Genomic DNA, 21767 nt, shown 5'->3' on the forward strand with positions numbered 1-21767 from the left:
ATACGTGAGTAAAAAAGCACCAGTTCAAAAAAATGATTATATAGATGAAGCAGTATTTGAAGACTTAACCCATGACGGGAATGGCGTGATGAAGGTTGATGGTTATCCGTTATTCGTCCCAAATGCCCTACCAGGTGAGGAAGGGAAAGTTAAAGTCGTGAAACCGGGGAAAGGCTATGGATTTGGTCGACTGACAGAGCGAACCAAGGAAAGTCCATTTCGCCAGGAGCCTCCATGTCCGATCTACAAAGAATGCGGTGGCTGCCAAATTCAGCACATGACCTATGAAGGACAGCTGCAGGCAAAAGAGAAAAATGTCCGCGATTGTTTGCAGCGCATCGGAAAGCTTCATGACGTAAGTGTTCACCCGGTTTTGGGAATGGAAGAACCATGGCGCTACCGCAACAAAGCCCAAGTGCCTGTAGGGGAAAAGAACGGACGCTTTGTAGCCGGCTTCTATCAAAAACGAAGCCATGATATCATCGATATGGACAAATGTATCATCCAGTACGAAAAAAATGATGAAGTGATTCAGCATGTGAAGGATATATGCGAGAAACTGGAGGTCCGTCCCTATGATGAGAAGAATCATAAGGGGACCCTCCGTCATATTATGACCCGGACGGCGTATACGACGGGAGAAGTGATGGTCGTATTGGTCACTCGTACGCCGGAGCTTCCTCATAAGAATGCAATAATCGAAGCGCTTGTCGATAATATTGAAGGATTAAAATCGATTATTCACAACGTGAATCCTAAAAAAACAAATGTGATCATGGGAGATTCTACACGCGTTCTGTGGGGGGAAGAAGTGATTCATGACTATATCGGGAACGTGAAGTTTGCGATCTCGGCTAGATCCTTCTACCAGGTAAACCCTGAACAAACGAAGGTGCTTTATGAAAAAGCTTTGGAGTATGCCGATTTACAAGGAGAAGAAACAGTCATTGATGCGTATTGCGGGATTGGAACGATATCCTTATTCCTTGCCCAAAAGGCTAAGAAGGTGTATGGAGTTGAAATCGTCCCACAGGCGATTGAAGATGCGAAGAAGAATGCAGAGTTGAATGACATGACCAATGTAGAATTTCAAGCAGGACCTGCAGAAGTCGTCATTCCCACATGGTATAAAGATGGAATCAGAGCCGACGTCCTGGTAGTGGATCCTCCACGAAAGGGCTGCGATGAAGCGCTTCTGAATACCATACTGGCCATGAAGCCAAAGTGCGTGGTCTATGTATCCTGTAATCCTGCCACACTTGCCCGTGATCTTAGGATTTTAGAGGATGGCGGGTATAAGACAACAGAGGTCCAGCCTGTTGATATGTTTCCGCAAACGATGCACTGTGAAGCCGTTGCGAAGATTGAGTTAGTAGAATAAGCGGGGAAGAAAGCCGATGTATCTCACAATTAAAGAAACAGCCGAATATCTGTCTCTGCCGGAATCGTATATTAAGAACCTCATTCAGCAAAATAAAATACGGGCGGTACACGACGGAGATCAATATTTAATATACCAGGACCAATTCAATCAGCATCTGGAGCAAATGGAAAAAATGAAGCGTCAGCTTGCTGAATACTTAAGTGAACCGATTCCGGAAGATATCGATGTGAAGGATGAAGACTAGCCTTTCGGAAATCATCTAATGAAACGGGGAAATACAATGAGTGGACAACAACGATCCAATATCAAACAGGGTCTTGAAGTGGACATCGTCTTGAAAAAAGACCAAAGAACAAACAAGCTTACACGAGGGATTGTAAAAGATATTTTAACCAAATCACCGAATCATCCCCACGGCATTAAAGTCCGGTTAGAAGATGGACAAGTTGGGCGAGTGAAGAATATTATTCAATAATGTAAGGAGAGAGGCCTTTAGTGGTCTCTTTTATTATTTAGTTTTCTATTGATGTGGAGGGACTAAGTGGTGTAACCACAATACGGGTTACAAAAAGACCTCGACTCAAAACGGATCGAGGCCCTTCTTTTACACTTAACTAAACAATTGAGGAATGCCTTTGATTAATGAGTATACACCCATGTAAGACATGGCCACGACAATCAATGCACCGAAAATGGTCATCCAAATCGGGTGCTTGTAATCACCGACGATTTTGGTTTTATGAGCAGCGATAAGCATAACTCCTAGTGCTATTGGCAAAATCAATCCATTAAGTGCACCAACGAGGACTAAAATCGCAACAGGCTTACCTACAATGACGAATACTAGTGTTGAAACGGTAATGAACCCCACAATTAGCCACTTATGATATTTCTCTAATAGTGGGCTGAACGTTCGAATAAAGGATACCGATGTATAGGCAGCCCCTACAACGGATGAAACAGCAGCGGACCACATAACGATTCCGAACATCTTGTAACCTATATCACCGGCAGCCAGTTGGAATACTGAGGCTGGTGGGTTGGAGGGATCCAATTGAAGACCTTGTGACACAATTCCTAAAGCAGCAAGGAAAAGGAAGATACGCATGATGGAAGCGATACCGATTGCGGATACTGAGCTTTTTGTGATTTCAGGAAGTGCTTGTCTCCCTGTTATACCGGCTTCTAATAACCGGTGACCACCGGCGAATGTGATATAGCCACCAACGGTTCCGCCTACGAGCGTAATGATAGCTAGAAAATCAATGGTGTCTGGTGCAAATGTTTTCGTAACAGCTTCTCCTACAGGAGGATTTGCTGTAAACATCACGTACACTGTAAGAATAATCATGAGTAACCCGAGGATCTGTGCGAACTTGTCCATTAATCTACCGGCTTCTTTTACCAGGAAGATTCCAACTGCGACTATTCCACTGAATAATGCGCCCATTTCAGGCGAAATACCAAACAGGACATTCGTACCTAATCCCGCTCCGGCAATATTTCCAATGTTAAAGGCCAATCCGCCCAGCACTATTAGGATGGCAAGGAAGTAGCCTAAACCTGGCAAGACATCGTTGGCAATATCCTGTGCCCTTTTTTCAGAAATGGCAATGATACGCCATATATTAAGCTGGGCACCAATATCAATGAGAATTGACACAAGGATGACGAAACCAAAGCTTGCCGCCAGGGTTTGAGTAAATACGGTTGTTTGAGTCAGGAAGCCTGGTCCGATGGCGGATGTGGCCATTAAGAACGCAGCTCCCAACAATACACTGAAATTTGATTTTTTCTTCAAGTAGTTCGCTCCTTTGCTGTCATGTATATTGCTACTTAGTTGAATTTCAAGGCGATACCTTGCTTTAAATGCCTTAATTGTCGTTCGCGATCTATGTAGAGTTCCTGGGCTTTTTCATGAGAAACCAACGTAAAGGTCAATTCCTCTCCAGGCTTTGCCTGTGCAATCAGAGGAAGATCCACTGACGCAATCTGACCGATTCTAGGATAGCCTCCGGTTGTTTGCCGATCAGCTAACAGGATAATAGGGTTCCCATTCGAGGGAACCTGAATCGTTCCAAAGGCAACCGCTTCTGAAATCATCTCAAATTCTTTTTCAAGATGGAGGGACGGACCTTCCAGCCGGTAGCCCATGCGATCTGATTGAGCAGACACTTTAAAGGATTTATTGAAAAAGTGCTCCCGGCTTTCTGCTGAAAATAGATCATACTCGTTTCCGGTCATAACTCGAATGGTTTTATTCTGTTGATACGCGGAGATAAATTCAGAAGAAATCGACCAATCAATTTCCGTGAAATCATTGTCCTCTAAATAGGGGAGTAAATAGTCAATCATATTTTCAGATTCCTTCGAAAGCGGTCCAGCTTTAAGGTTGTCACCTTCTTTTATGGAGCGACCATTCAATCCTCCAATTCCTGCTCTTACGTAAGTTGATTTGCTGTTCATGACCGTTGCTACATTAAATCCACCTGCAATCGCCAGGTAACTGCGGCAGCCACTCTTGCATGCCCCGAATTTAAGAACGCTTCCAGCTTTGATCAATAGTGATCTTCTTAAAGGAACCGGCTTCCCGTCTATGGTTGGAGATAAGTCTCCTCCACAAATCGAAATTAGGGTGGTTTCCTGGAACTCGAGCATTGGACCCATAAGTGTCATTTCAAGAGTTGCCTCGTTTTCATCATTCCCTACCAGCAGGTTAGAGATTTTATGAGCAAGAGGGTCCATACTCCCACTCACGATGACGCCATATTTTTGATATCCATACCTTCCCAGGTCTTGAATCGTTGAAAGGAGGCCAGGTTTCATTACATTAATCATTGTTCCTCCTCCAATGCTTTATATTCTTCAAATGAAATGGGAGTGAAACGAATTCGATCTCCTGCTTTTAGTAAGCTTGGTGAGTCGTCGTTATTTGGTTTGAATAATTTTAAGGGGGTACGGCCAATCAGCTGCCACCCTCCAGGTGTTTCAATTGGGTAAACGCCTGTTTGTTCCCCAGCAATTCCAACTGAGCCTGCCGGGATCTTGAGGCGGGGTGATTCTCTTCTCGGTGTCGCAATATCCGGGGGCATGCCTCCGATATAAGGGAACCCAGGGGCGAATCCAATCATGTATACGAGGTAGTCACCATTGGAATGTTTCGCGATGACTTCTTCAGTAGACATGTGATTGTGGTCCGCTACTTCTTCAATGTCTGGTCCAAATTCTCCACCGTAGCAGACGGGAATGTCGACGATTCGGGAATCTGATTGTTTACCGATTGTAAGTTGGGAAAGCAAATGTTCAATTTCTGAACAGACAATCTTGTAGGGTAATGTATTTTGAAAAGTCTTGTTAGATTCAATGATTCTGATTGGATCGTAATAAAGTGTAACGGTTGTAAATGCCGGGATGAATTCAACAAGCCAGTCGATTGTCCGGGTTTCGAAAAATGTGGTGACGGCTTTAACCATTTCGTGTTTTTCTTGCTGTATTGAGGTTCCTAATTGTATAACGACGGCATGATCGCCCAATGGTCGTAACGTATAATTCAAAGAACTACCCCCATTCGTAATTGTATGATTATAAAAAATAGAAAATAATTATGTATGAGTAGACGTGCAAATATGATTATTCAGAAATTTAAGCCATGTTGTTATTATAGTATAATTCTTTGTCTTTTCAATAAGAGGTTGGGAATTTGATGGTTCCACCAAAAATTATGGTGTGCCGTCTTGCCATTTGGTATTTGTTTTTTTGGCTCATTCGAGTGAAACGTTCGTTTCACTCGCCTTTCAGCGGGCGCTGAAAGGCCGGGGAGAGAAGGAGCCAAAAAATCAGGTAGTATTACTTTCCCTCTGGATATTGAATTCAATCATAAAAATTTCTCGAATTTCATTGTGCAATATTTGTAAAAAACTAGCATGTTTTCAGGGGTTGTAAATCGTATCGCATTTGTGTTTTATGTGCTATTATTTAGTAATCCGAAATATTATCCTCCTGAATGTATTGTGAGGAATAGTGATAGATGGAGATAGGAGGTTTTCTTATGGATAAGGTAAAGGATCCTTTATGGACGAGGTCTTTTATTATGCTGATGGTAGGAAACTTATTTGTGTTTATGTCGTTTCAAATGCTGATACCGACGCTTCCGCCTTATATAAAGTCGATCGGGGCTTCAGGTTTGGAAATTGGATTAGTGACAACATTATTTTCGATAGGTGCAGTGTTAAGTAGGCCGTTCATTGGGTTTATGTTGGAGTATAGGGATAGGAAACCTCTCGTTCTAATAGGGGGGGTCTCGTTATTATTGATTACGGTGATTTATCCATTGTCCAGTGTGGTCTTCATCTTTCTTTTATTCAGGTTTGTACACGGTTTGGCGTGGGGTTGGTCCACAACGGTAAATGGGACGGCAGCCGTAGATGTGGTACCGAAATCACGTTTAGGTGAAGGGATGGGGTATTACGGATTGTCGATTACGATTGGAATGATTATAGCTCCGAGTCTCGGGATTTATTTATTCCAGGTAACGACGTTCACAAACCTGATCATTACTTCCAGTGCACTGGGTGTTATCGCGGTTATCTTGTTAGGAATCGTTCATTACCGTACACCTCAAGTCGTCAAAGAAACGAAAAAGGAAGACTTGAAGTTTTCCTATCTGGGTTCATTAGTTGAAAAATCCAGCTGGTTTCCAGCGTTCATTACGATTATGGTGACCTTTGGTTACGGGTCGATCGTTACCTTTATCGTCATCTTTGGAGAAGAACGTGGAATCCAGCATATCTTCTTATTCTATTTATGTAATGCGATTATGGCATCCCTATCAAGACCGATTGCCGGGAAATGGTTTGATGAACGCGGACCTAAGGGTCTTGTTCTCTTTTGTATCGTGGTTACGTTTATAGGTATGTGGGTATTATCCTATGCTCATTCTGATATCCTCATCATCGTATCAGGTATTTTGTTTGGAGTTGGATTTGGATCTCTTATTCCAACACTCCAATCCTGGACTTTGTCATTAACTCCGGACAATAGAAGGGGAGTAGCCAATGGGATGTTTTTCTCTTCCATTGATCTTGGAATCGGTTTAAGCGGCTTAGTATTCGGAGTGCTTGCACAATATGTTGATACGGGTGTTTTATTCCAAATCTCAAGCTTATTCCTGCTCATTGCTTTAGTTGTAGCGATACTGGAAGGGCGCAAACAAAAAAAGTTTGTTCACCAGACATCCGCCTAGTTTGATGGCTGAACAATGGTGGTAAGTAAAAAGGACTATCTGTTTTTAAAGGCACATGCCGCCTTTAGTAACGGATAGTCCTTTCTTCTGTAATGGAAGTGATTCCTATGAATCACGGCAGAAAGTATCAATCGGAAATTGAAAAGGAAATGAAATTTTATCCCAACGAAATTCTGTTAGAATGATAGAAATAGACTAGTCTGTGAGGTTCCTTGAACAGGGGGATCCACATATAACGGAGGACATTATGACAGAAGAAAAATTACTAATGGAAAAGTCATTCTATGGAACTTTTTTAGTAGACTATGACACGAACCGTCATCCAATTGAAGTGCTTGGTCAAGCTTTTGTAGAAGAGCAGCAAAATGAGCCGTATGATTTAACGTTCATTCGCTATGCTCAGGGTGAGGTCTATTTTCATAGCAAGGACTATGAAGCGGCTATTTTTAAATGGGAAAGCATCCAGAACGAATTAGAACCTTGGGCAAAGAAGAATATCGCGGATTCTTACTATGAGCTTGGGTTGTTATCGTCAGCGGAGGATGTCTATACAGCTATTCAAACGGAAAGCACGATTTTAACGCTGGAAGTAGCCCTGCAGCTATTCTCTCTTTATACCGAACGAAATAAGATCCAGTCAGCTTATCGTACCATTGACAAAGCCTTGACGATCGATCCTGATTATCCCAACGTAACTGAACTCGCCCGGGCTTTTTATGAAGAACAAGAGGACTGGAATAAAGCCGTGGAACTCGCGGTTCAGGAATCGATCCGTACCCAGGATCCTGCTTGGTTCATGATTCTGAGGGAGTATGGGGATCAAGGTTTCACAACATCCTTTGCGCCTACCTATTTCTACGATTTATTGATTGCGGTTTATGAAAAGGACCGTCAACAATTTAAGGACCTCGTGTCTTCTCTTTGGACAAGTTACAGAAGCAATCCGGTCGCCCATATTGAATGGATGCTGACGGTCAATACAATCTTTGAATATGTAGAAATACTCCCGAACGAATCATGGGAGGACATCCTATCCCAATTCCAAGAAGCATACGTAGGGTTCCTTGAAGGCAACTACTTAGTGAAAGACCTTGAAGGCTTTATGCCAAGCATGCTGAGCAACTGGCTGAAAGTGAGCAGGGATCATCAACCACTTTTCCCGGCAGCTGCCGTATTAGCCTGGAATGATGTCTTTTCTTACAGCATAGAACAGATGGTGACGGATGAGGCGGAAATGATCCTGCTGGAAGGAGACTCCTATCAAGCCCGCTTCGAAGACATTATTCTGTTCTTAAATAAAATTATTGATTGGTCACAACGAAATGATGCTTCTGTAGGTTATAAAACAAAATGGATTGCAGAGCAGTTAATGGATTTGAGTGAACACCACTTATTAGTCGCAGGGAGTGGCTCAAGCGGAAAGTCTTCCTTCGTTCAATCTGTTTTAGGTGAGAGCGTCGGCGAGGCTGAAGACTCCACCATCATATATAGCTATCATGATCAGCAGGTAGAAGTGAAGGAAATTCACGATCATGGAGTTCATAAAGTAGAGAGCATCGCTGATTTTGAAGAGCTGATGCAAAGAGAAGCATTCGTAGAATATAAGCTCCCGTCTGAGTTTCTTAAGAAAAATGGAAGTGCCATTATTGATGTTCAAAACGGCCAAAGGCATCTGGATGATCTAACAGCCTTTTATCCTGTAGCTGATGGATTACTGTATGTCTTGAATGCCGATGCCCCGTTTAATGCAGAGGACAGACAAACCTTAAGAAAATTAACGGAAATCGGACAACCTGTGAACGTACATTTCTTATTAAATAAGATGGATAAAGTATCTCATTCCGACCGTACAGAAGAGATCATTGAATCAGCCCGAAACAAAGCCCGGGAATGGTTCCCGGAAGCAGAGGTGTTACCATATTCATCCTTGGAAGCCGTTCATCTGCAACGACAGGATGTTCAGTCCTTCCTAAAGAAACAGTACTTGGTGAATGGAAACGTGCTCAAAGCGGAACGTGGAGCCAAATTATTTTACCTGGTCAGAAAAACATTAAGAGATCTTTACTTAAAACGTAAGAATCGTGAAAATGAATTGAAAGAGACAATCGAGAAGAATGAAGATATCCTGACACGATTGAACGGGTTTGAAAACTACTTGAGTGACATGCAGAGCGATAAGGTATCAGTCATTAAGGATTCTTTCCATAAAAAGAAAGAAGCGATGAAGAAGGAAATCTCTGAGAAAATTCCTAGTATCCTTAGCGGCTGTTCTGATCTGATCAGTGAAGAAAGTGATTTCAAACAGATCCATACAGAGTTAAATGAAGCGATGAATACGCGAATTCAAGGGTATATCCAAGATGATCTCATGCCCCGTTATGTCAAATCTCTTGAGGAGTGGCTTGGCTTTTCAAAGCAAGAGCTTCAAGACAGCCAGAACTATTTAAATGAGATGAGTGAAACCTTCAACGAGTTATTCGGTAAGGATAAAGTCGTATTGCAATGTGATTTCCAAGTAATGGACGACTGGCGCCGGGATGTAAGCAGAATGGGCACGAGAGCCCAGATTGATAAAGAGAATATTCTATTGCGCTTTAATCCGGCTCAGTTCCTATTAAAGAGTGCCGGGAAGCTGTTAGGTGTATTACCTCAGAATAAGTCGTTACTCTACAATCAATACAAGCGCTATTTAGAGAACGAAGATTATCAGGATATCACGGCATCTGTCGTGAGTAAATTCTTCCTTCAGTTTGATTTGTTCGAAAAATCATTGCAACAGGATGTTCACTCTTTCTTCGCAGAGCCATTTAAACAATTGGACGTCACGATTAAAGATACAGAAACAGATATTGCAAGCGACAAAGAAACGCTAAAGAAAATGAAAGCAAATCCGGAGCGATATTTCGACCCGATCACTTTATTCGAAGTGAAACTGCTTCAGCATGAATATATGGTGAAAGCGAGTTATAAAGCTTCTCATCATTATTCTTAATAAAAAAAGACTGATTCTAGAGTAGGGGTGGTTGCCCCGCGAGAATCAGTCTTTTTATTTTGCGTCCATCTTCCTACACCTGCAAAAATTTGCTATTTTCCTGAATCACATCAGCGATGATCCGCTCAAGGGAATTTTCAGTATGGATATTGGAGAAATCCAATCCTAAATGGATGGCTGTCTGGGCTACTTCCGGACGAATCCCTGTGATGACACTCTTTACTCCAAGTAGTTTTAAGGCATCGATGAGATGGAAGATTTGCTGAGCGACCATGGTATCAACCAATACCACACCGGATAAGTCGATGATCAACATGGATAAATGGGCATCGGCACTTTGTTGAAGGGTTGCTTCTAATATCGTACGGGCACGTGTCGTATCGATTTCTCCAATGATGGGAAGGAGTCCAACCTCAGAAGTTAAAGAAATGACAGGCGTACTTAATTCCTTAATCAGGGTAGACTGTGCTTGGAGTCGATTCATTAATATGTTCAGGAACGTGGAAGTGAACGTTTCTAACACATAATCCAATGCGAAATTGATCTTTCGTTCCCACTCAAATACTTCTTTCAACTGGATGTTTACGTTCGATTCTTCCACAAACTTTTCGACATACGTCCAATACACTCTTCTGAACACACTTGAGTTACGAACAACCTCATCGAGAGTCGTATTGGATTTACTTCGATCTGCAGCTGTTTGTGAAGTCCAGTTATATATCAATTCCTTTGACTCTCCTTGAGAAAGTAACAGACATTTGGCGATGATCTTCACATAATTAGAATTTTGTTCTTTTATTTTGTTGTGTACCTCTGTCGGAGAATCAGGAGAATAGTGAGATCCGGATTTTATATTCTGGAACTTCAACCAGTCTTCAGTGAAATCTAAGGCATGATCAACTAAGTATTCATATAAATCAGACGAATGTGTATCCATAAACTCTCCCTTTAAACTTGGCTTATACTCTTATTCTGAAACCAATAGAAGGGACTGTCAATGTTAAAGGTTGAAATGACAAAAAAACAAATAAATTAAATACTTCTTTTGGTATGCAAAAAATACACAAAAAAATCCATACTAGTAGATAAGGATTAGTCTGAATACTAGTAATATTCTAAAATTTATTGGTTTTCTAGTAAAATATATGTATAATTATAATTATTAGAAAATACAAACAATTTAGGGGGGCCAATGATGAAGAAGAAAGTAAGAGGATTATTTCTAGTATTAATGATTGGAATGGCGGCAATCATGACTGCCTGTGGAAGTGAAGAAGCAAGCGGAGATAAAAAAGAAAAGCTTGTAGTGGGAACCGATGCAGCCTTTGCTCCATTTGAATATATGGATAAAGGGGAAATTGTCGGATTTGATATTGATTTTTTAGAGGCCGTTATGAAAGAAGCCGGTTATGAGTACGAAGTGAAGAACATTGGATGGGATCCGTTATTTGCAGCAGTTCAAGGCGGCAAGGAAGTCGATATGGGGATTTCCGGGATCACCATCAATGATGATCGTAAAGAAACGTTTGATTTTTCCAATCCTTACTTTGAATCCACTCACATGATCATGTTTGGCGAAGGTGTGGATATCAAAAGTGCCCAGGACCTGAAAGGCCTGAAGATCGGGGTTCAAAATGGAACGACAGGTCAGGCGGCAGCTGAGAAAATAGTTGGGCAGAACAGCCCTGATATCTCTAAATACGAAAACAATGTAGTAGCCATTACGGCATTAAAGCAAGGTCAAGTCGATGCTGTTGTAACAGATAATACGGTTGTAAATGAATATGTGAAAAACAATCCGGATGACAATTTCAATACAGTAGAAGATCCGGAAAACTTCGAATCTGAATTTTATGGCTTAATGTTTCCGAAAGACAGTGAGTTGAAGTCTGAATTTGATAAAGCGGTAAAAGAAGTGATTGAAAATGGAACATATGCTGATATTTATAAAGAATGGTTTGGTACAGAACCGAACACTGACGCTTTATTAGAACAAGCAGAATAAGGGAACAAGGGGCGTAGTGAAAGGGATGATTTTCTTTATTGATTTTAAAGAGGATTGTTCCTTCTTCACCTGCCCCTTTTATATGAATCTAATCACTACTATTGAAAAGGCAAGCGGGATAACGCCGTTACCGAGACAAAAGGAGTTATGATATGCTGGATTTCAGATGGGACATTATTGGGGAATACTTACCTTTTTTTCTAAAGGGAGCACTATTAACAATCGGTTTATCGGTGGGAGCAATCTTTTTAGGCTTAATCTTCGGACTGCTGATGGGGATATTCAGAATTTCCCCTTACCTCCTAGTTCGAACACCTTTCATTTGGTACATAAACTTTTTTAGAGGAACGCCATTATTCGTACAGATTCTACTCATTCACTTTGGTGTGATGCCAATGATCATGTCGGAAATTAATCCGGCAGTGTCTGCATTAGTGGCATTATCGTTGAATGCCACTGCGTATATCGCCGAAATCTTCCGTGGGGGCATTCAATCCATTGACCGGGGTCAGATGGAAGCGGCCAGATCTTTGGGAATGACCAATATCCAGGCGATGAGGCATATCATTATCCCTCAAGCATTCAAGCGGATGATTCCACCACTTGGAAATGAGTTTATCGTGTTACTGAAAGACTCTTCCCTGGCAGCGGTCATTGCTGCTCCAGAGCTTATGTACTGGGGCAGGGCCATGCAGGGGCAATATTATCGTGTATGGGAACCGTACCTGGCAGTCGCTATCATATATTTAATCCTTACTCTATCCCTTACGTATCTACTAAACTATATTGAGCGGAGGATGGCAACCGAATGATTAAAGCAGTGAATCTTAAGAAGTCCTTTGGAAAATTAGAAGTATTGAAAGATATTAACGTCAATATCGAACCACAAGAAGTAGTTGTAGTAATAGGGCCATCGGGTTCAGGAAAATCAACGTTTCTGCGTTGTTTGAACCTTTTAGAATCGATTACCGATGGTCATGTTTATATTAAAGACCGGGATATAACTGCCAAACAAACAGACATCAATAAGGTCCGAACCGATGTGGGAATGGTTTTTCAACAATTTAATCTGTTCCCTCATAAGACGGTGATTCAGAACATTATGCTCTCACCGATGAAGGTAAGGAAGTGGCAAAAGAATAAAGCGGAGCAGAAAGCATTGGAACTACTTGAAAAGGTGGGGCTATCTGAAAAGGCTTATGTGTACCCAGACTCCTTATCAGGAGGGCAGAAACAGCGGGTCGCCATTGCACGGGCACTTGCCATGGAGCCTGAAATCATGCTGTTCGACGAGCCTACTTCAGCCCTTGATCCTGAAATGGTAGGAGAGGTGCTGGAGGTAATGAAACAACTGGCGAAGGAAGGTATGACCATGGTGGTCGTAACCCATGAAATGGGATTCGCAAGAGAAGTCGGGGATCGTGTCATCTTTATGGACGGAGGGTATATCGTGGAAGAAAACCTGCCGTCTGAGCTTTTTGGTAATCCGAGACATGAAAGAACCCAGGCGTTTTTAAGTAAAGTGCTATAATGGAGGCATTGTAAGTTACATAGTCTTTCAAACGCAAATGATCTTGTTTTGTTTATATTCAACTATTACAAGAATGACAAAAGGAGCCCTTAAACAAGGCTCCTTTTCCTATGCAGTCTGTGCATAAACGATCGAATACAGCTGCTTCCTTGCCCGGTGAAAACGGGTTTTGACGGTGGAAGGAGAGAGGTTTAGCTTTAAAGCAATCTCCCCATCACTAAGATCCTGTGTCACTTTCAATGACATGACTTCCTGCTGAGACAGTGGCAGCCTCTTAATATTTTCCTGAATGCTGCTCTTAAGAAACCGTGCTTCAATTTCCATTTCCAGAGGGTTATAATCCTGTATTGATTGAACCTCTTCATCATCTTCCAAATAGACTTCATTGCGTTTCGATTCTTTTCGGATGAAATCGATTGCTGTACATCTTGCGATAGAAGTGAGCCAGGACTTTGTTTTCGTCACATCGAGTAAAGTATCCATCTTGATGTAGGCTTTGAGAAAGGTTTCTTGAACGATATCCTGTGATAGATGTGCATCCTTTGTAATAGTATAAGCGATATGGTAAATCAGTTTATGAAGTTGTTCAAACATCTCCTCTAACGTGAGAGGAGATGTTTGCATTTGTAATGTGTCCATGTGGTTCACCTCGACTTTCTATTGTCAATTGTCCGTTTTACTCTTCAGGAATGAAGGTGTATCTTTAGCCTTTAATCCTCGCACTTCGACATTTCCGTGGGTTTTATACTTGATGATCACCATATATTCATTGGTCATCTGGTTGTATACTAATTGATCCATGATGGCTTCTAAGTGTTTGGAATCCGTTATTTCGATCCCTTTGCTTTCTTTCTTTAACTCCAGGGCTGCGGCATCTGGATCCATGTCGTTGAACAGACGGTTACGGTAACGCTCTTGATCGATCACGTACATCCACTCAACGTCAGTAGTCACCCTTATATCTTCAAGGTATCCATTCTCCTGTAGCCAAGATTCGAATTTCTTATCGTTATTACGTACCCCTACATGGATCCACTGATTCTCTGAAAGAAGTAATTCAACGTTATAAAGGTTCACTCTGTCGCGATCTTCAAACGTATCATTATAGGTTTCTTCTGTTAAAATCCCGATGGCTTCATTGATTTGTACCGGATCGACAATACTTATACTCTGTCTATTCCCCAAATCAGAATAAATAGATAGTTTGTCTACTTTGCTTGAATCAACGGAGAAGATTTGCTCCGTCGTTTCTTTATAATTTTTCATTTCATAAAGTGAAGCATACTGGGATTTGAAATCGTCTATATTCACTTGGTAGTTCCTCACCAGCTTACTGCCATTTTTCATCTTGTAATAGAAAAAGATTTGCTCGCTACCGTCAGGGAGAAATTCATTCTGATCTTGGTTGTTAACGATTTCCTCATGAAGGTCCAGAACCGCTTCAATTGTTTTAGCTTCGCTTATAAATGGTTCTTCAATGAGTGATTCCGGATTGTCTGTCAAGGAATAGTAGCTTGGGCTTACATGCACTTTTTCTACATCTTCAAATTCAGGAATCTTCTTTTCATATTGGAATAAGTCGAACTGAATGAATAAACCGATAAGAGAGATGACCACGGCAAACCCGGCAAAGCCCTTCCAATGACGGAACACTCTCCAATGTTTTTGTAAAACCATTTCTGCAAGATAATAGCCAATGAATGAACCTATAAAATAGCCGAATAAGGTCCATCCCGACTCTTGATAGATTCCATTAAAGTACATACCGCCAACGAGCATGAAACAGAAAGCGACTCCATATTTGAACAGGGGTCGGAGGACAGGAAATACAATGGCAAGTGATGCTGCTTCTACTTTTCTCGTTTTATATAATACATACGATAAAACATAGAGTAGGAGAGTGATAGCTATGAATAATGTCACATCTAATCCGGAAAAGATTTTATTCTCAAGATATACGGCCTTGATGACTGGGGAATATTGTTCAATTTGGATATTGAAGAAATACTCCTCTGGAAATCCATATAATAGATTTTTTAAGCTAAAGCATACGAGCATAAACATTCCAGCCGGTAATAAGAGCAGGATGTAAGTCATTACTCCTTGTACAGCTGTTAGTCCCGTTATCATGGCCACAAAGGTAGCGGCTGTGAACAGAAGGGTGTTCATAATGATCGTGATGCCGCACCATATGAAAATGTCTTGAACACTAATAAATTGATGAAGATCCGTTAATGAATAAAGGGAAAGTAAAATCGCTGTATTCAGTACAATTGGTATGATGAGAATGACAAATCCTGTAACGGTAAAATGGTAAAACAATTTGCTTCGTTTCAGCGGAAGGCTATGCATAAAGTCTGCAGCCTGCTTTACATGTAAATAACGGAAAAGGAAAAGGGATAAGATGACTGGAACGAACAGCATCAAACCCATTTGGATCGGGTATTGCATTTTAAATAGGTTCTCGTAAATGGCAACTGGATAGGGCTGATTGTCGTTGGATAATTTACCGATAATGTCAACCGGCAAAGAAAAGAGAAGTCCGATAAAATAAACGATCCCTATCCACCCAACATTCCGAAGGCTTTGAATGATGACTTCCTTATTGATCCATGATGTTTTGGATGGCATATCCGACGTCCTCCATTTCATAAACAAATATTTCCTCAAGGGTCAGCGGTAACATATCAAAAATCACCGGATGATAAGGCTGGATCATGCTTCTCACATGTTGTTCGTCACCCCTTACGATGCAGAGGGATACGCTTCCCCTGGTCTCTTCGTGCAGAAGGTCAAGCTCGGTAAAGAGATTCTGAGGCGTCTCGCCTTTGAAGGCCAACTGAACCTTATGAATCCCGGATTTCAAATCATCAAGCTCTTTCTCCAGTAAAAATCTCCCTTGATGCAAAATTCCGATATGATCACACATATCTTCCACTTCACGCAGGTTATGAGAGGATATAAGTATAGTCATCTCCCGGTTGGCAACTTCTGTGATCAGTACGCTTTTTACCTTCTTACGAACGACAGGGTCTAATCCGTCAAGGGGTTCGTCCAGAATGAGCACTTCCGGTTGAGTGGATAATGCAAGAATGAAAGCTGCTTGACGTTGGACGCCTTTCGAAAACTTATGAAGCTTTTTGTGAGGATCTATCCCAAATAGGCCGGTAAGAGATTTATATTGATGCTCACCCCAACGGGTATAGGTGCTTTGATAAAATTTTGCCATTTGATTTAAGGTATAGTGAGCGAAGAAAAACGGTTGATCAGGAATGAATACCAGGGTTTCTTTCGTTTGGACATTTTCATAGACCGGTTGATCTTTTAAATAAATGTCACCGCTTTCGGGCTTCAGAACTCCAGAAATGGATTTGAGTAGTGTCGTCTTTCCTGCACCATTCGATCCGAGCAGTCCATAGATCGATCCTTTTTGAACAGAGAAGGAAACGTCATGAATGATTTTAGTACCTTCAAAGGATTTACTTAATGTTTTAATCTCTATCATCAGATTGATTCCCTCCTACAGATGCCTCGATGTCAGCAATCATCTGCTTTAAATCTTCAGGCGTGATCCCTAAATATAGAGCTTCAGACAAAAGTTTAGACAACTCTTCTTTTACTTTCATGATTTTCTCCGCGTTTTGAATGTGACTTGATGGATTAACAAAGCTACCCCGTCCTTTCACAGAATAAATGAACCTTTGAGTTTCAAGTTCCCTATAAGCTTTTTGGATTGTGTTTGGATTTATGGTTAGCTGCTGAGCCAAGGCACGAACGGAAGGCAATTGTTCGTCAGGCTTCAACACCTCATTAATGATTAACTCTTTTAATTTCTCGACTAATTGTTCATAAATGGGCTTTCGACTTCTTAAATCAAGTTCAAACATATCCACCCTCCCAACTGTATAAAGTGTACTATGTGTCTTAATACAGTTAAAGTATATAACAAGTTCTACCAGTTTGGGAAGTGGGGAAATGAAAATTATTTCGGAAGGGGATGCAGCGCAAAGAATAGGAAGGTAAAGCGGGTAAATTCCATTATCATCTGACCATATAATGGAATTTATGTTAGCATATAGGCATATCTAAAGAAAAAAGGGGATTCATATGGAAGTGCGAGAACCGATATTATCGATCAAGGATTTGAAGAAGAGATTTGGGAGCAAGGAAGTGTTAAAGGGTGTCCAGCTGGATGTGTATAAAGGACAGATCATCGGTTATATTGGTCCGAATGGTGCAGGGAAAAGTACGACCGTCAAGATCATCCTTGGCCTTGAAGAAGAATATTCGGGGCAGGTGACGCTATTTGGTGAAGATATATCTACCAGTTCCGTAGAATACAAGATACGGATCGGCTATGTGCCTGAGATGGCGGATCTTTATGATAACCTGACAGCAGAAGAATACCTCACTTTCATGGGGGAGTTATATGGAATGGAAAATGAAACAGCCAAGAAGAAAGCGGAGAAACTCATCGGATTGTTTGGACTTTCCGAAGTATATGAGTCGAGGATCGCGTCTTATTCAAAAGGGATGAAGCAGAAAATCCTGATCATCTCGAGTTTATTACATAATCCCGATGTATTATTTCTGGATGAGCCCATCAACGGGTTGGATGCCAATTCGGTTATGATTTTCAAAGAGCTGCTCGCCCAGCTTGCCGCGCAGGGGAAAACCATATTCTATTCCTCTCACATCATGGATGTTGTGGAAAAAATCAGCAACCGCATCGTTCTTCTGCATAACGGACAAATCGTGGCAGATGGAAGCTTTGAAGAATTAAAGAATCAGAATATGGAAGGATCCCTTGAGGAAATCTTCAATCAATTAACCGGATTTAATGAACATAAGGAAACGGCAGCGGAAATTGTTTCTGCTGTGCAAGAGATGTAAGCATGAAGGAATTTCGTACACTTCTGTTTCTGGACTGGTTTCAAGGGTTGTTTACAAGGCTTGGATTCGATTACCGGTTATTGAGAAAAATACTTCAAGTCAAACTTACGATGGATCAAAGGCGCGTGCCTACGATCTTTCAGCAGCAGGGAAGGAAGAAGGGGAAGGATGAGAATCGCTTTATTAAATCCCTTTGGGTGTATGCTTTGTTTGGATTATTCGTCATTCCCTTCATTCTGATGGGAGATCAATACATCTTTCAAATGAGTATCACCTTTACCGTGCTCATTTTCATCGTGATGACCTCCATGATTTCGGATTTCTCAGTCGTCATCCTGGACATCCGGGACCATACGATTCTCTTTACCAAGCCTGTCGAAAGAAAAACCATCAGCCTGGCTAAAACGCTTCACGTATTTATTTATCTGTTTTTCCTGACAGGTTCTTTGACAGCGATTCCTTTGGTTGTAGGGGTGATCAATCATGGTCTTTCATTCTTTTTACTATTCTTCTCAGGGATCATTCTGATGAACATACTCATTGTGGTGTTTACGGCCATGCTCTATTATTTCATTCTCCAATACTTCGATGGGGAAAAGCTGAAAGACATCATCAACTATGTTCAGATCGGATTATCCATCGGACTTGCAGTGGGATACCAGATTGTGGCACGATCTTTTGAATTTGTCGATTTAACGATTTCTTTTACACCCAAGTGGTGGAATATCTTTCTGCCTCCTATCTGGTTCGCAGCGCCGTTTGAATGGATGCTGAACGGTAACCACCACGTGATGATCCTGATTCTTTCATGTATCGCGGTCCTATTCCCAATCATTGCCCTTATCGTTTACGTGAAATCATTGCCGACCTTTGAGAAGAATCTTCAGAAATTATCTTCACATGGCGGTAAAAAGAAGAAAGCTTATTTCCGACTCGGGGATGGTATCATAAAGGTATTGTCCAAGTCGAACGAAGAACGGGCGTTTTATCGATTGGCCCATTATATGATGAAAAATGAAAGGGAATTTAAGTTAAAGGTGTATCCTGCCCTTGGATTTGCCATTATCATGCCGTTTATATTCATCTTCAGTGGGTTAATGGACGGATCGAGGGAAGAATTATTGACTTCAAGTATGTATCTATCCATTTATTCAAGCTTCATTGTCATTCCCACTGTAGTGATGATGCTCAGCTATTCAGGGAAATTCAAGGGATCGTGGGTTTACAAAGTAGCACCTGTTTCTAGCAGGGCTTCCATCTACAAAGGGACATTGAAAGCATTCCTTATGAAGCTGTTCCTTCCTTTGTATGCCTTGATAAGTATTGTCTTTATCATTCTATTTGGTTACCGGGTGATCCCTGAGATTGTTATCGTCTTTATTAGTGCCTGTATATTTACTGTTATCTGTCTCAGCTTAATGAGGGGAGCACTGCCTTTTTCCGAAAGCTTCGAAGGCGTCCAGCAAAGCGACAGCTGGAAGGTCCTGCCGTTCTATCTTATCGTGGGTGTGTTTTTGGGTCTGCACTACCTGGCTCTGCAGGTTCCGTTCGGTATCCCTGGCTATCTCGTCATATTATTAGTCGTCAATCTGATCTTATGGAAAACAGCCATTAGGGATCAATAAGAAGTACGTCTCTGTCTTTTTTTTAGGTAGGGACGTTTTTTGTCATGGTATGTTTGTCTTATGCTTTTCGGGGCTGAACGAGCCGCCTCCGCTTTAGGTTTCATCCAGCTCCGGCGGCTAGCCCCTCGAGGTCATAAGCTAAATGGTCCAAGAAGGCAAAGAGCGCGCCTTCTAGGCCCATTCATCTTATGCTTGTCGGGGCTGAACGAGCCGCCTCCGCTTTAGGTTCATCCAGCTCCGGCGGCTAGAGGCTCGAGGTCATAAGACAAACAGGCCAAAAAGGCCAAGAGCGCCTTTCTGGCCTGTTTGTCTTATGCTTGTCGCCTCTGAACGAGCCGCCTCCGCTTTAGGTTTCATCCAGCTCCGGCGGCTAGCCCCTCGAGGTCATAAGCTAAATGGTCCAAGAAGGCAATGGCCGTGCCTTCTAGGCCCATTCATCTTATGCTTGTCGGGGCTAAACGAGCCGCCTCCGCTTTAGGTATACCTTGTATGGGAGTTTGGAAGTATAAATGATGTACACAATTTGATATGAATGACATATATAGAAAGATGATGGGCTATTAAATAGGTAGTATGACATTTCCTTTGACAAAGAAAGTTTTCTTGATGCAAGATGGTAGTATTCAAAATTGTTGGTCGGAGGAGAGTGGTTCGTATGTTTATAGACTGGTTAAGTGGATTTAATCCAACTGTGCAGGCGCTATTCGGTGGTCTGGTCACTTGGGGACTGACTGCACTTGGAGCAGCCGCGGTTTTTTTCTTTACCAAAATTGAAAAACATACATTGAATATGATGCTCGGGTTTGCCGCTGGTGTCATGATAGCGGCATCGTTTTGGTCACTTCTTGCTCCGTCGATAGAGTTCAGTGAGCAAAATGGTCAGATTCCTTGGCTCGCCCCTGCTATTGGTTTTTTACTTGGCGGCCTTTTTATTAGATTATTGGATTTTGTTGTACCTCATTTGCATCTCGGGAACTCAGCGGAAAAAGCCGAGGGACCTCCTACTAAATTTAAAAAATCAACCTTACTATTTCTTGCGATCACCCTTCATAACATCCCTGAAGGTTTAGCCATAGGTGTGGCTTTTGGGGCTGCGTCAATGGGACTTGGTGACGCAACATTGGTAGGGGCAATTGGGCTTGCAATCGGAATTGGCATACAGAACATGCCTGAAGGTGCAGCCCTGTCCATTCCATTGCGCGGAGAAGGGATGTCACGTCTGAGATCCTTCAACTATGGTCAGCTTTCAGCCATCGTTGAACCCATTGCTGCCGTAATTGGTGCAGCTGCTGTCCTATTAGTACAGCCATTGCTTCCTTACGCACTTGCTTTTGCTGCAGGGGCAATGATTTTCGTGGTAGTAGAAGAACTGATCCCAGAGTCTCAATCCTCTGGAAGTACAGACTTGGCCACACTGGGGCTCATGCTTGGATTTGTAGTGATGATGATTCTAGACGTATCGTTAGGTTAATAAAAGTAAGCATGCGGCTTAGAGCGCATGCTTTTTTTATTTCTAAAGATAGTATAATGGTAGTAAAGGGGGCGAAAGTGTGAAGATTGGTCTAGTGAGGCATTTTAGAGTAACAAGAGGATATCCTGATAGATTTGTGACATCCGAAGAACTAATGAAATGGGTAGAAGAGTACGATGAGTCTGATGTAGAAGAGAATGAGGTTGATCTTCATGATATTGAATGGAAGAAGTGCTATGCAAGTGACTTAACCAGGGCAGAAGTAACTGCTCGAAAAGTCTATGCCGGGGATATCGTATCGTTGAAGGAACTGCGGGAAATCAGACTATCTCCCTTATTCAGTTACAAAAGAAAGCTTCCGCTGTTTTTACATTTGTTTATGATCAGGGTAGCCTGGTGGTTTAATCATCGTTCTCAGCCTGAAAGTAAGAAGGAGATCCTTAAAAGAATCAACGGGATTGTCGATGCGATCATACAAGAGGGTGAGGACGTTCTCATTGTAGGCCATGGCGGGATTATGATATTTATGAGAAAAGAGCTGATTAAACGAGGTTTTAGAGGCCCTAAGTTTAGAAGGCCGGCAAACGGGAAGCTATATGTTTTTAAAGACAAAAAAGGATGATT

General features: G+C 41.8%; 20 protein-coding genes. 12 read left to right on the forward strand and 8 right to left on the reverse strand.

The features are described 5' to 3' along the window. Nucleotides 1-4 precede the first annotated feature (4 nt). From rlmD to ACYH0O_RS01915, 3 genes are read left to right on the forward strand one after another with little or no spacing between them, the layout of a single operon-like run. Nucleotides 5-1381 (forward strand): 23S rRNA (uracil(1939)-C(5))-methyltransferase RlmD, encoded by a 1377-nt coding sequence (rlmD, locus tag ACYH0O_RS01905; protein WP_482630903.1) that lies wholly within the window; start codon nt 5-7, stop codon nt 1379-1381. 16 nt (nt 1382-1397) lie between these two features. Then, nucleotides 1398-1628 carry an excisionase family DNA-binding protein gene (locus ACYH0O_RS01910; protein ID WP_482630904.1) on the forward strand — a complete coding sequence of 77 codons (231 nt, stop codon included), beginning with the start codon at nt 1398-1400 and terminating at the stop codon, nt 1626-1628. Between the two features lie 36 nt (nt 1629-1664). Beyond that, nucleotides 1665-1859, forward strand: a complete 195-nt coding sequence (locus ACYH0O_RS01915) for a YwbE family protein (RefSeq protein ID WP_482630905.1) — start codon at nt 1665-1667, stop codon at nt 1857-1859. A gap of 135 nt (nt 1860-1994) precedes the next feature. On the opposite strand, the gene ACYH0O_RS01920 is transcribed toward ACYH0O_RS01915, so the two are convergent. From ACYH0O_RS01920 to pxpB, 3 genes are read right to left on the reverse strand one after another with little or no spacing between them, the layout of a single operon-like run. Continuing rightward, nucleotides 1995-3185: an NRAMP family divalent metal transporter gene (locus ACYH0O_RS01920; RefSeq protein ID WP_482630906.1), complete on the reverse strand. Its 1191-nt coding sequence runs from the start codon at nt 3183-3185 to the stop codon at nt 1995-1997. 35 nt (nt 3186-3220) lie between these two features. Then, on the reverse strand, nt 3221-4222 hold the full coding sequence (locus ACYH0O_RS01925; protein ID WP_482630907.1) for a 5-oxoprolinase subunit C family protein: 1002 nt from the start codon (nt 4220-4222) through the stop codon (nt 3221-3223). Beyond that, the gene (gene pxpB, locus ACYH0O_RS01930) at nt 4219-4938 is read right to left on the reverse strand and encodes a 5-oxoprolinase subunit PxpB (protein WP_482630908.1); all 720 of its coding nucleotides are present in this window, start codon (nt 4936-4938) and stop codon (nt 4219-4221) included. Before pxpB ends, ACYH0O_RS01925 begins: the two co-directional genes overlap by 4 nt. A 494-nt stretch (nt 4939-5432) precedes the next feature. Here pxpB and ACYH0O_RS01935 point away from each other — a divergent pair, with 494 nt between their 5' ends. Continuing rightward, on the forward strand, nt 5433-6626 hold the full coding sequence (locus ACYH0O_RS01935) for an MFS transporter (protein ID WP_262481609.1): 1194 nt from the start codon (nt 5433-5435) through the stop codon (nt 6624-6626). Nucleotides 6627-6873: 247 nt separating this feature from the next. Further along, nucleotides 6874-9618 carry a GTP-binding protein gene (locus ACYH0O_RS01940; protein WP_482630909.1) on the forward strand — a complete coding sequence of 915 codons (2745 nt, stop codon included), beginning with the start codon at nt 6874-6876 and terminating at the stop codon, nt 9616-9618. Nucleotides 9619-9691: 73 nt separating this feature from the next. Here ACYH0O_RS01940 and ACYH0O_RS01945 read toward each other — a convergent pair whose 3' ends face one another. Next, entirely contained in the window at nt 9692-10555 is an 864-nt protein-coding gene (locus ACYH0O_RS01945) for an STAS domain-containing protein (RefSeq protein ID WP_482630910.1), read from the reverse strand. Between the two features lie 258 nt (nt 10556-10813). On the opposite strand from ACYH0O_RS01945, the gene ACYH0O_RS01950 reads away from it, so the two are divergent. The 3 genes from ACYH0O_RS01950 (at nt 10814) to ACYH0O_RS01960 (ending at nt 13154) form a co-directional block, all read left to right on the forward strand. Beyond that, nucleotides 10814-11623, forward strand: coding sequence for a basic amino acid ABC transporter substrate-binding protein (locus tag ACYH0O_RS01950; RefSeq protein ID WP_482632477.1), 810 nt, complete (start codon nt 10814-10816; stop codon nt 11621-11623). A 155-nt stretch (nt 11624-11778) separates the two neighbouring features. Then, a complete protein-coding gene (locus ACYH0O_RS01955; protein WP_188048384.1) occupies nt 11779-12435 on the forward strand; it encodes an amino acid ABC transporter permease in 657 nt (218 codons plus the stop codon). Continuing rightward, a complete protein-coding gene (locus ACYH0O_RS01960) occupies nt 12432-13154 on the forward strand; it encodes an amino acid ABC transporter ATP-binding protein (protein WP_149154520.1) in 723 nt (240 codons plus the stop codon). The genes ACYH0O_RS01955 and ACYH0O_RS01960 overlap by 4 nt, the downstream gene beginning before the upstream one ends. Before the next feature lie 108 nt (nt 13155-13262). Here ACYH0O_RS01960 and ACYH0O_RS01965 read toward each other — a convergent pair whose 3' ends face one another. Genes ACYH0O_RS01965 through ACYH0O_RS01980 form a run of 4 tightly spaced genes read right to left on the reverse strand, consistent with a single transcriptional unit; the run spans nt 13263 to nt 17041 of the window. Continuing rightward, a complete protein-coding gene (locus tag ACYH0O_RS01965) occupies nt 13263-13793 on the reverse strand; it encodes an RNA polymerase sigma factor (protein WP_482630911.1) in 531 nt (176 codons plus the stop codon). A 24-nt stretch (nt 13794-13817) separates the two neighbouring features. After that, nucleotides 13818-15785, reverse strand: coding sequence for a DUF6449 domain-containing protein (locus ACYH0O_RS01970; protein WP_482630912.1), 1968 nt, complete (start codon nt 15783-15785; stop codon nt 13818-13820). Further along, nucleotides 15757-16659: an ABC transporter ATP-binding protein gene (locus ACYH0O_RS01975; RefSeq protein WP_482630913.1), complete on the reverse strand. Its 903-nt coding sequence runs from the start codon at nt 16657-16659 to the stop codon at nt 15757-15759. Before ACYH0O_RS01975 ends, ACYH0O_RS01970 begins: the two co-directional genes overlap by 29 nt. Then, entirely contained in the window at nt 16646-17041 is a 396-nt protein-coding gene (locus ACYH0O_RS01980; RefSeq protein ID WP_149154517.1) for a GntR family transcriptional regulator, read from the reverse strand. Before ACYH0O_RS01980 ends, ACYH0O_RS01975 begins: the two co-directional genes overlap by 14 nt. A gap of 220 nt (nt 17042-17261) precedes the next feature. Between ACYH0O_RS01980 and ACYH0O_RS01985 the strand changes: the two genes are divergently transcribed. From ACYH0O_RS01985 to ACYH0O_RS02000, 4 genes are all read left to right on the forward strand, one after another. Beyond that, nucleotides 17262-18047 carry an ABC transporter ATP-binding protein gene (locus tag ACYH0O_RS01985; protein ID WP_482630914.1) on the forward strand — a complete coding sequence of 262 codons (786 nt, stop codon included), beginning with the start codon at nt 17262-17264 and terminating at the stop codon, nt 18045-18047. A gap of 2 nt (nt 18048-18049) precedes the next feature. Beyond that, the gene (locus ACYH0O_RS01990) at nt 18050-19672 is read left to right on the forward strand and encodes a hypothetical protein (RefSeq protein WP_482630915.1); all 1623 of its coding nucleotides are present in this window, start codon (nt 18050-18052) and stop codon (nt 19670-19672) included. Nucleotides 19673-20327: 655 nt separating this feature from the next. Further along, nucleotides 20328-21143 carry a ZIP family metal transporter gene (locus ACYH0O_RS01995; RefSeq protein ID WP_149154515.1) on the forward strand — a complete coding sequence of 272 codons (816 nt, stop codon included), beginning with the start codon at nt 20328-20330 and terminating at the stop codon, nt 21141-21143. A gap of 79 nt (nt 21144-21222) precedes the next feature. After that, complete coding sequence (locus tag ACYH0O_RS02000; protein ID WP_482630916.1) at nt 21223-21765, forward strand: histidine phosphatase family protein; 543 nt, start codon at nt 21223-21225, stop codon at nt 21763-21765. Nucleotides 21766-21767: the final 2 nt, after the last annotated feature.

Source organism: Rossellomorea sp. H136 (assembly GCF_056838065.1).

Bases quoted from the DNA above. Each gene is read 5' to 3' on its own strand.
- ACYH0O_RS01935 (WP_262481609.1), top strand. From the start codon at position 5,433: ATGGATAAGGTAAAGGATCCTTTATGGACGAGGTCTTTTATTATGCTG.
- ACYH0O_RS01940 (WP_482630909.1), top strand. From the start codon at position 6,874: ATGACAGAAGAAAAATTACTAATGGAAAAGTCATTCTATGGAACTTTT.
- ACYH0O_RS01990 (WP_482630915.1), top strand. From the start codon at position 18,050: ATGAAGGAATTTCGTACACTTCTGTTTCTGGACTGGTTTCAAGGGTTG.
- ACYH0O_RS01950 (WP_482632477.1), top strand. From the start codon at position 10,814: ATGAAGAAGAAAGTAAGAGGATTATTTCTAGTATTAATGATTGGAATG.
- ACYH0O_RS01985 (WP_482630914.1), top strand. From the start codon at position 17,262: ATGGAAGTGCGAGAACCGATATTATCGATCAAGGATTTGAAGAAGAGA.
- ACYH0O_RS01960 (WP_149154520.1), top strand. From the start codon at position 12,432: ATGATTAAAGCAGTGAATCTTAAGAAGTCCTTTGGAAAATTAGAAGTA.
- ACYH0O_RS01970 (WP_482630912.1), bottom strand. From the start codon at position 15,785: ATGCCATCCAAAACATCATGGATCAATAAGGAAGTCATCATTCAAAGC.
- ACYH0O_RS01980 (WP_149154517.1), bottom strand. From the start codon at position 17,041: ATGTTTGAACTTGATTTAAGAAGTCGAAAGCCCATTTATGAACAATTA.
- ACYH0O_RS01965 (WP_482630911.1), bottom strand. From the start codon at position 13,793: ATGGACACATTACAAATGCAAACATCTCCTCTCACGTTAGAGGAGATG.
- ACYH0O_RS01910 (WP_482630904.1), top strand. From the start codon at position 1,398: ATGTATCTCACAATTAAAGAAACAGCCGAATATCTGTCTCTGCCGGAA.
- ACYH0O_RS01975 (WP_482630913.1), bottom strand. From the start codon at position 16,659: ATGATAGAGATTAAAACATTAAGTAAATCCTTTGAAGGTACTAAAATC.
- ACYH0O_RS01995 (WP_149154515.1), top strand. From the start codon at position 20,328: ATGTTTATAGACTGGTTAAGTGGATTTAATCCAACTGTGCAGGCGCTA.
- ACYH0O_RS01925 (WP_482630907.1), bottom strand. From the start codon at position 4,222: ATGATTAATGTAATGAAACCTGGCCTCCTTTCAACGATTCAAGACCTG.
- ACYH0O_RS01945 (WP_482630910.1), bottom strand. From the start codon at position 10,555: ATGGATACACATTCGTCTGATTTATATGAATACTTAGTTGATCATGCC.
- ACYH0O_RS01915 (WP_482630905.1), top strand. From the start codon at position 1,665: ATGAGTGGACAACAACGATCCAATATCAAACAGGGTCTTGAAGTGGAC.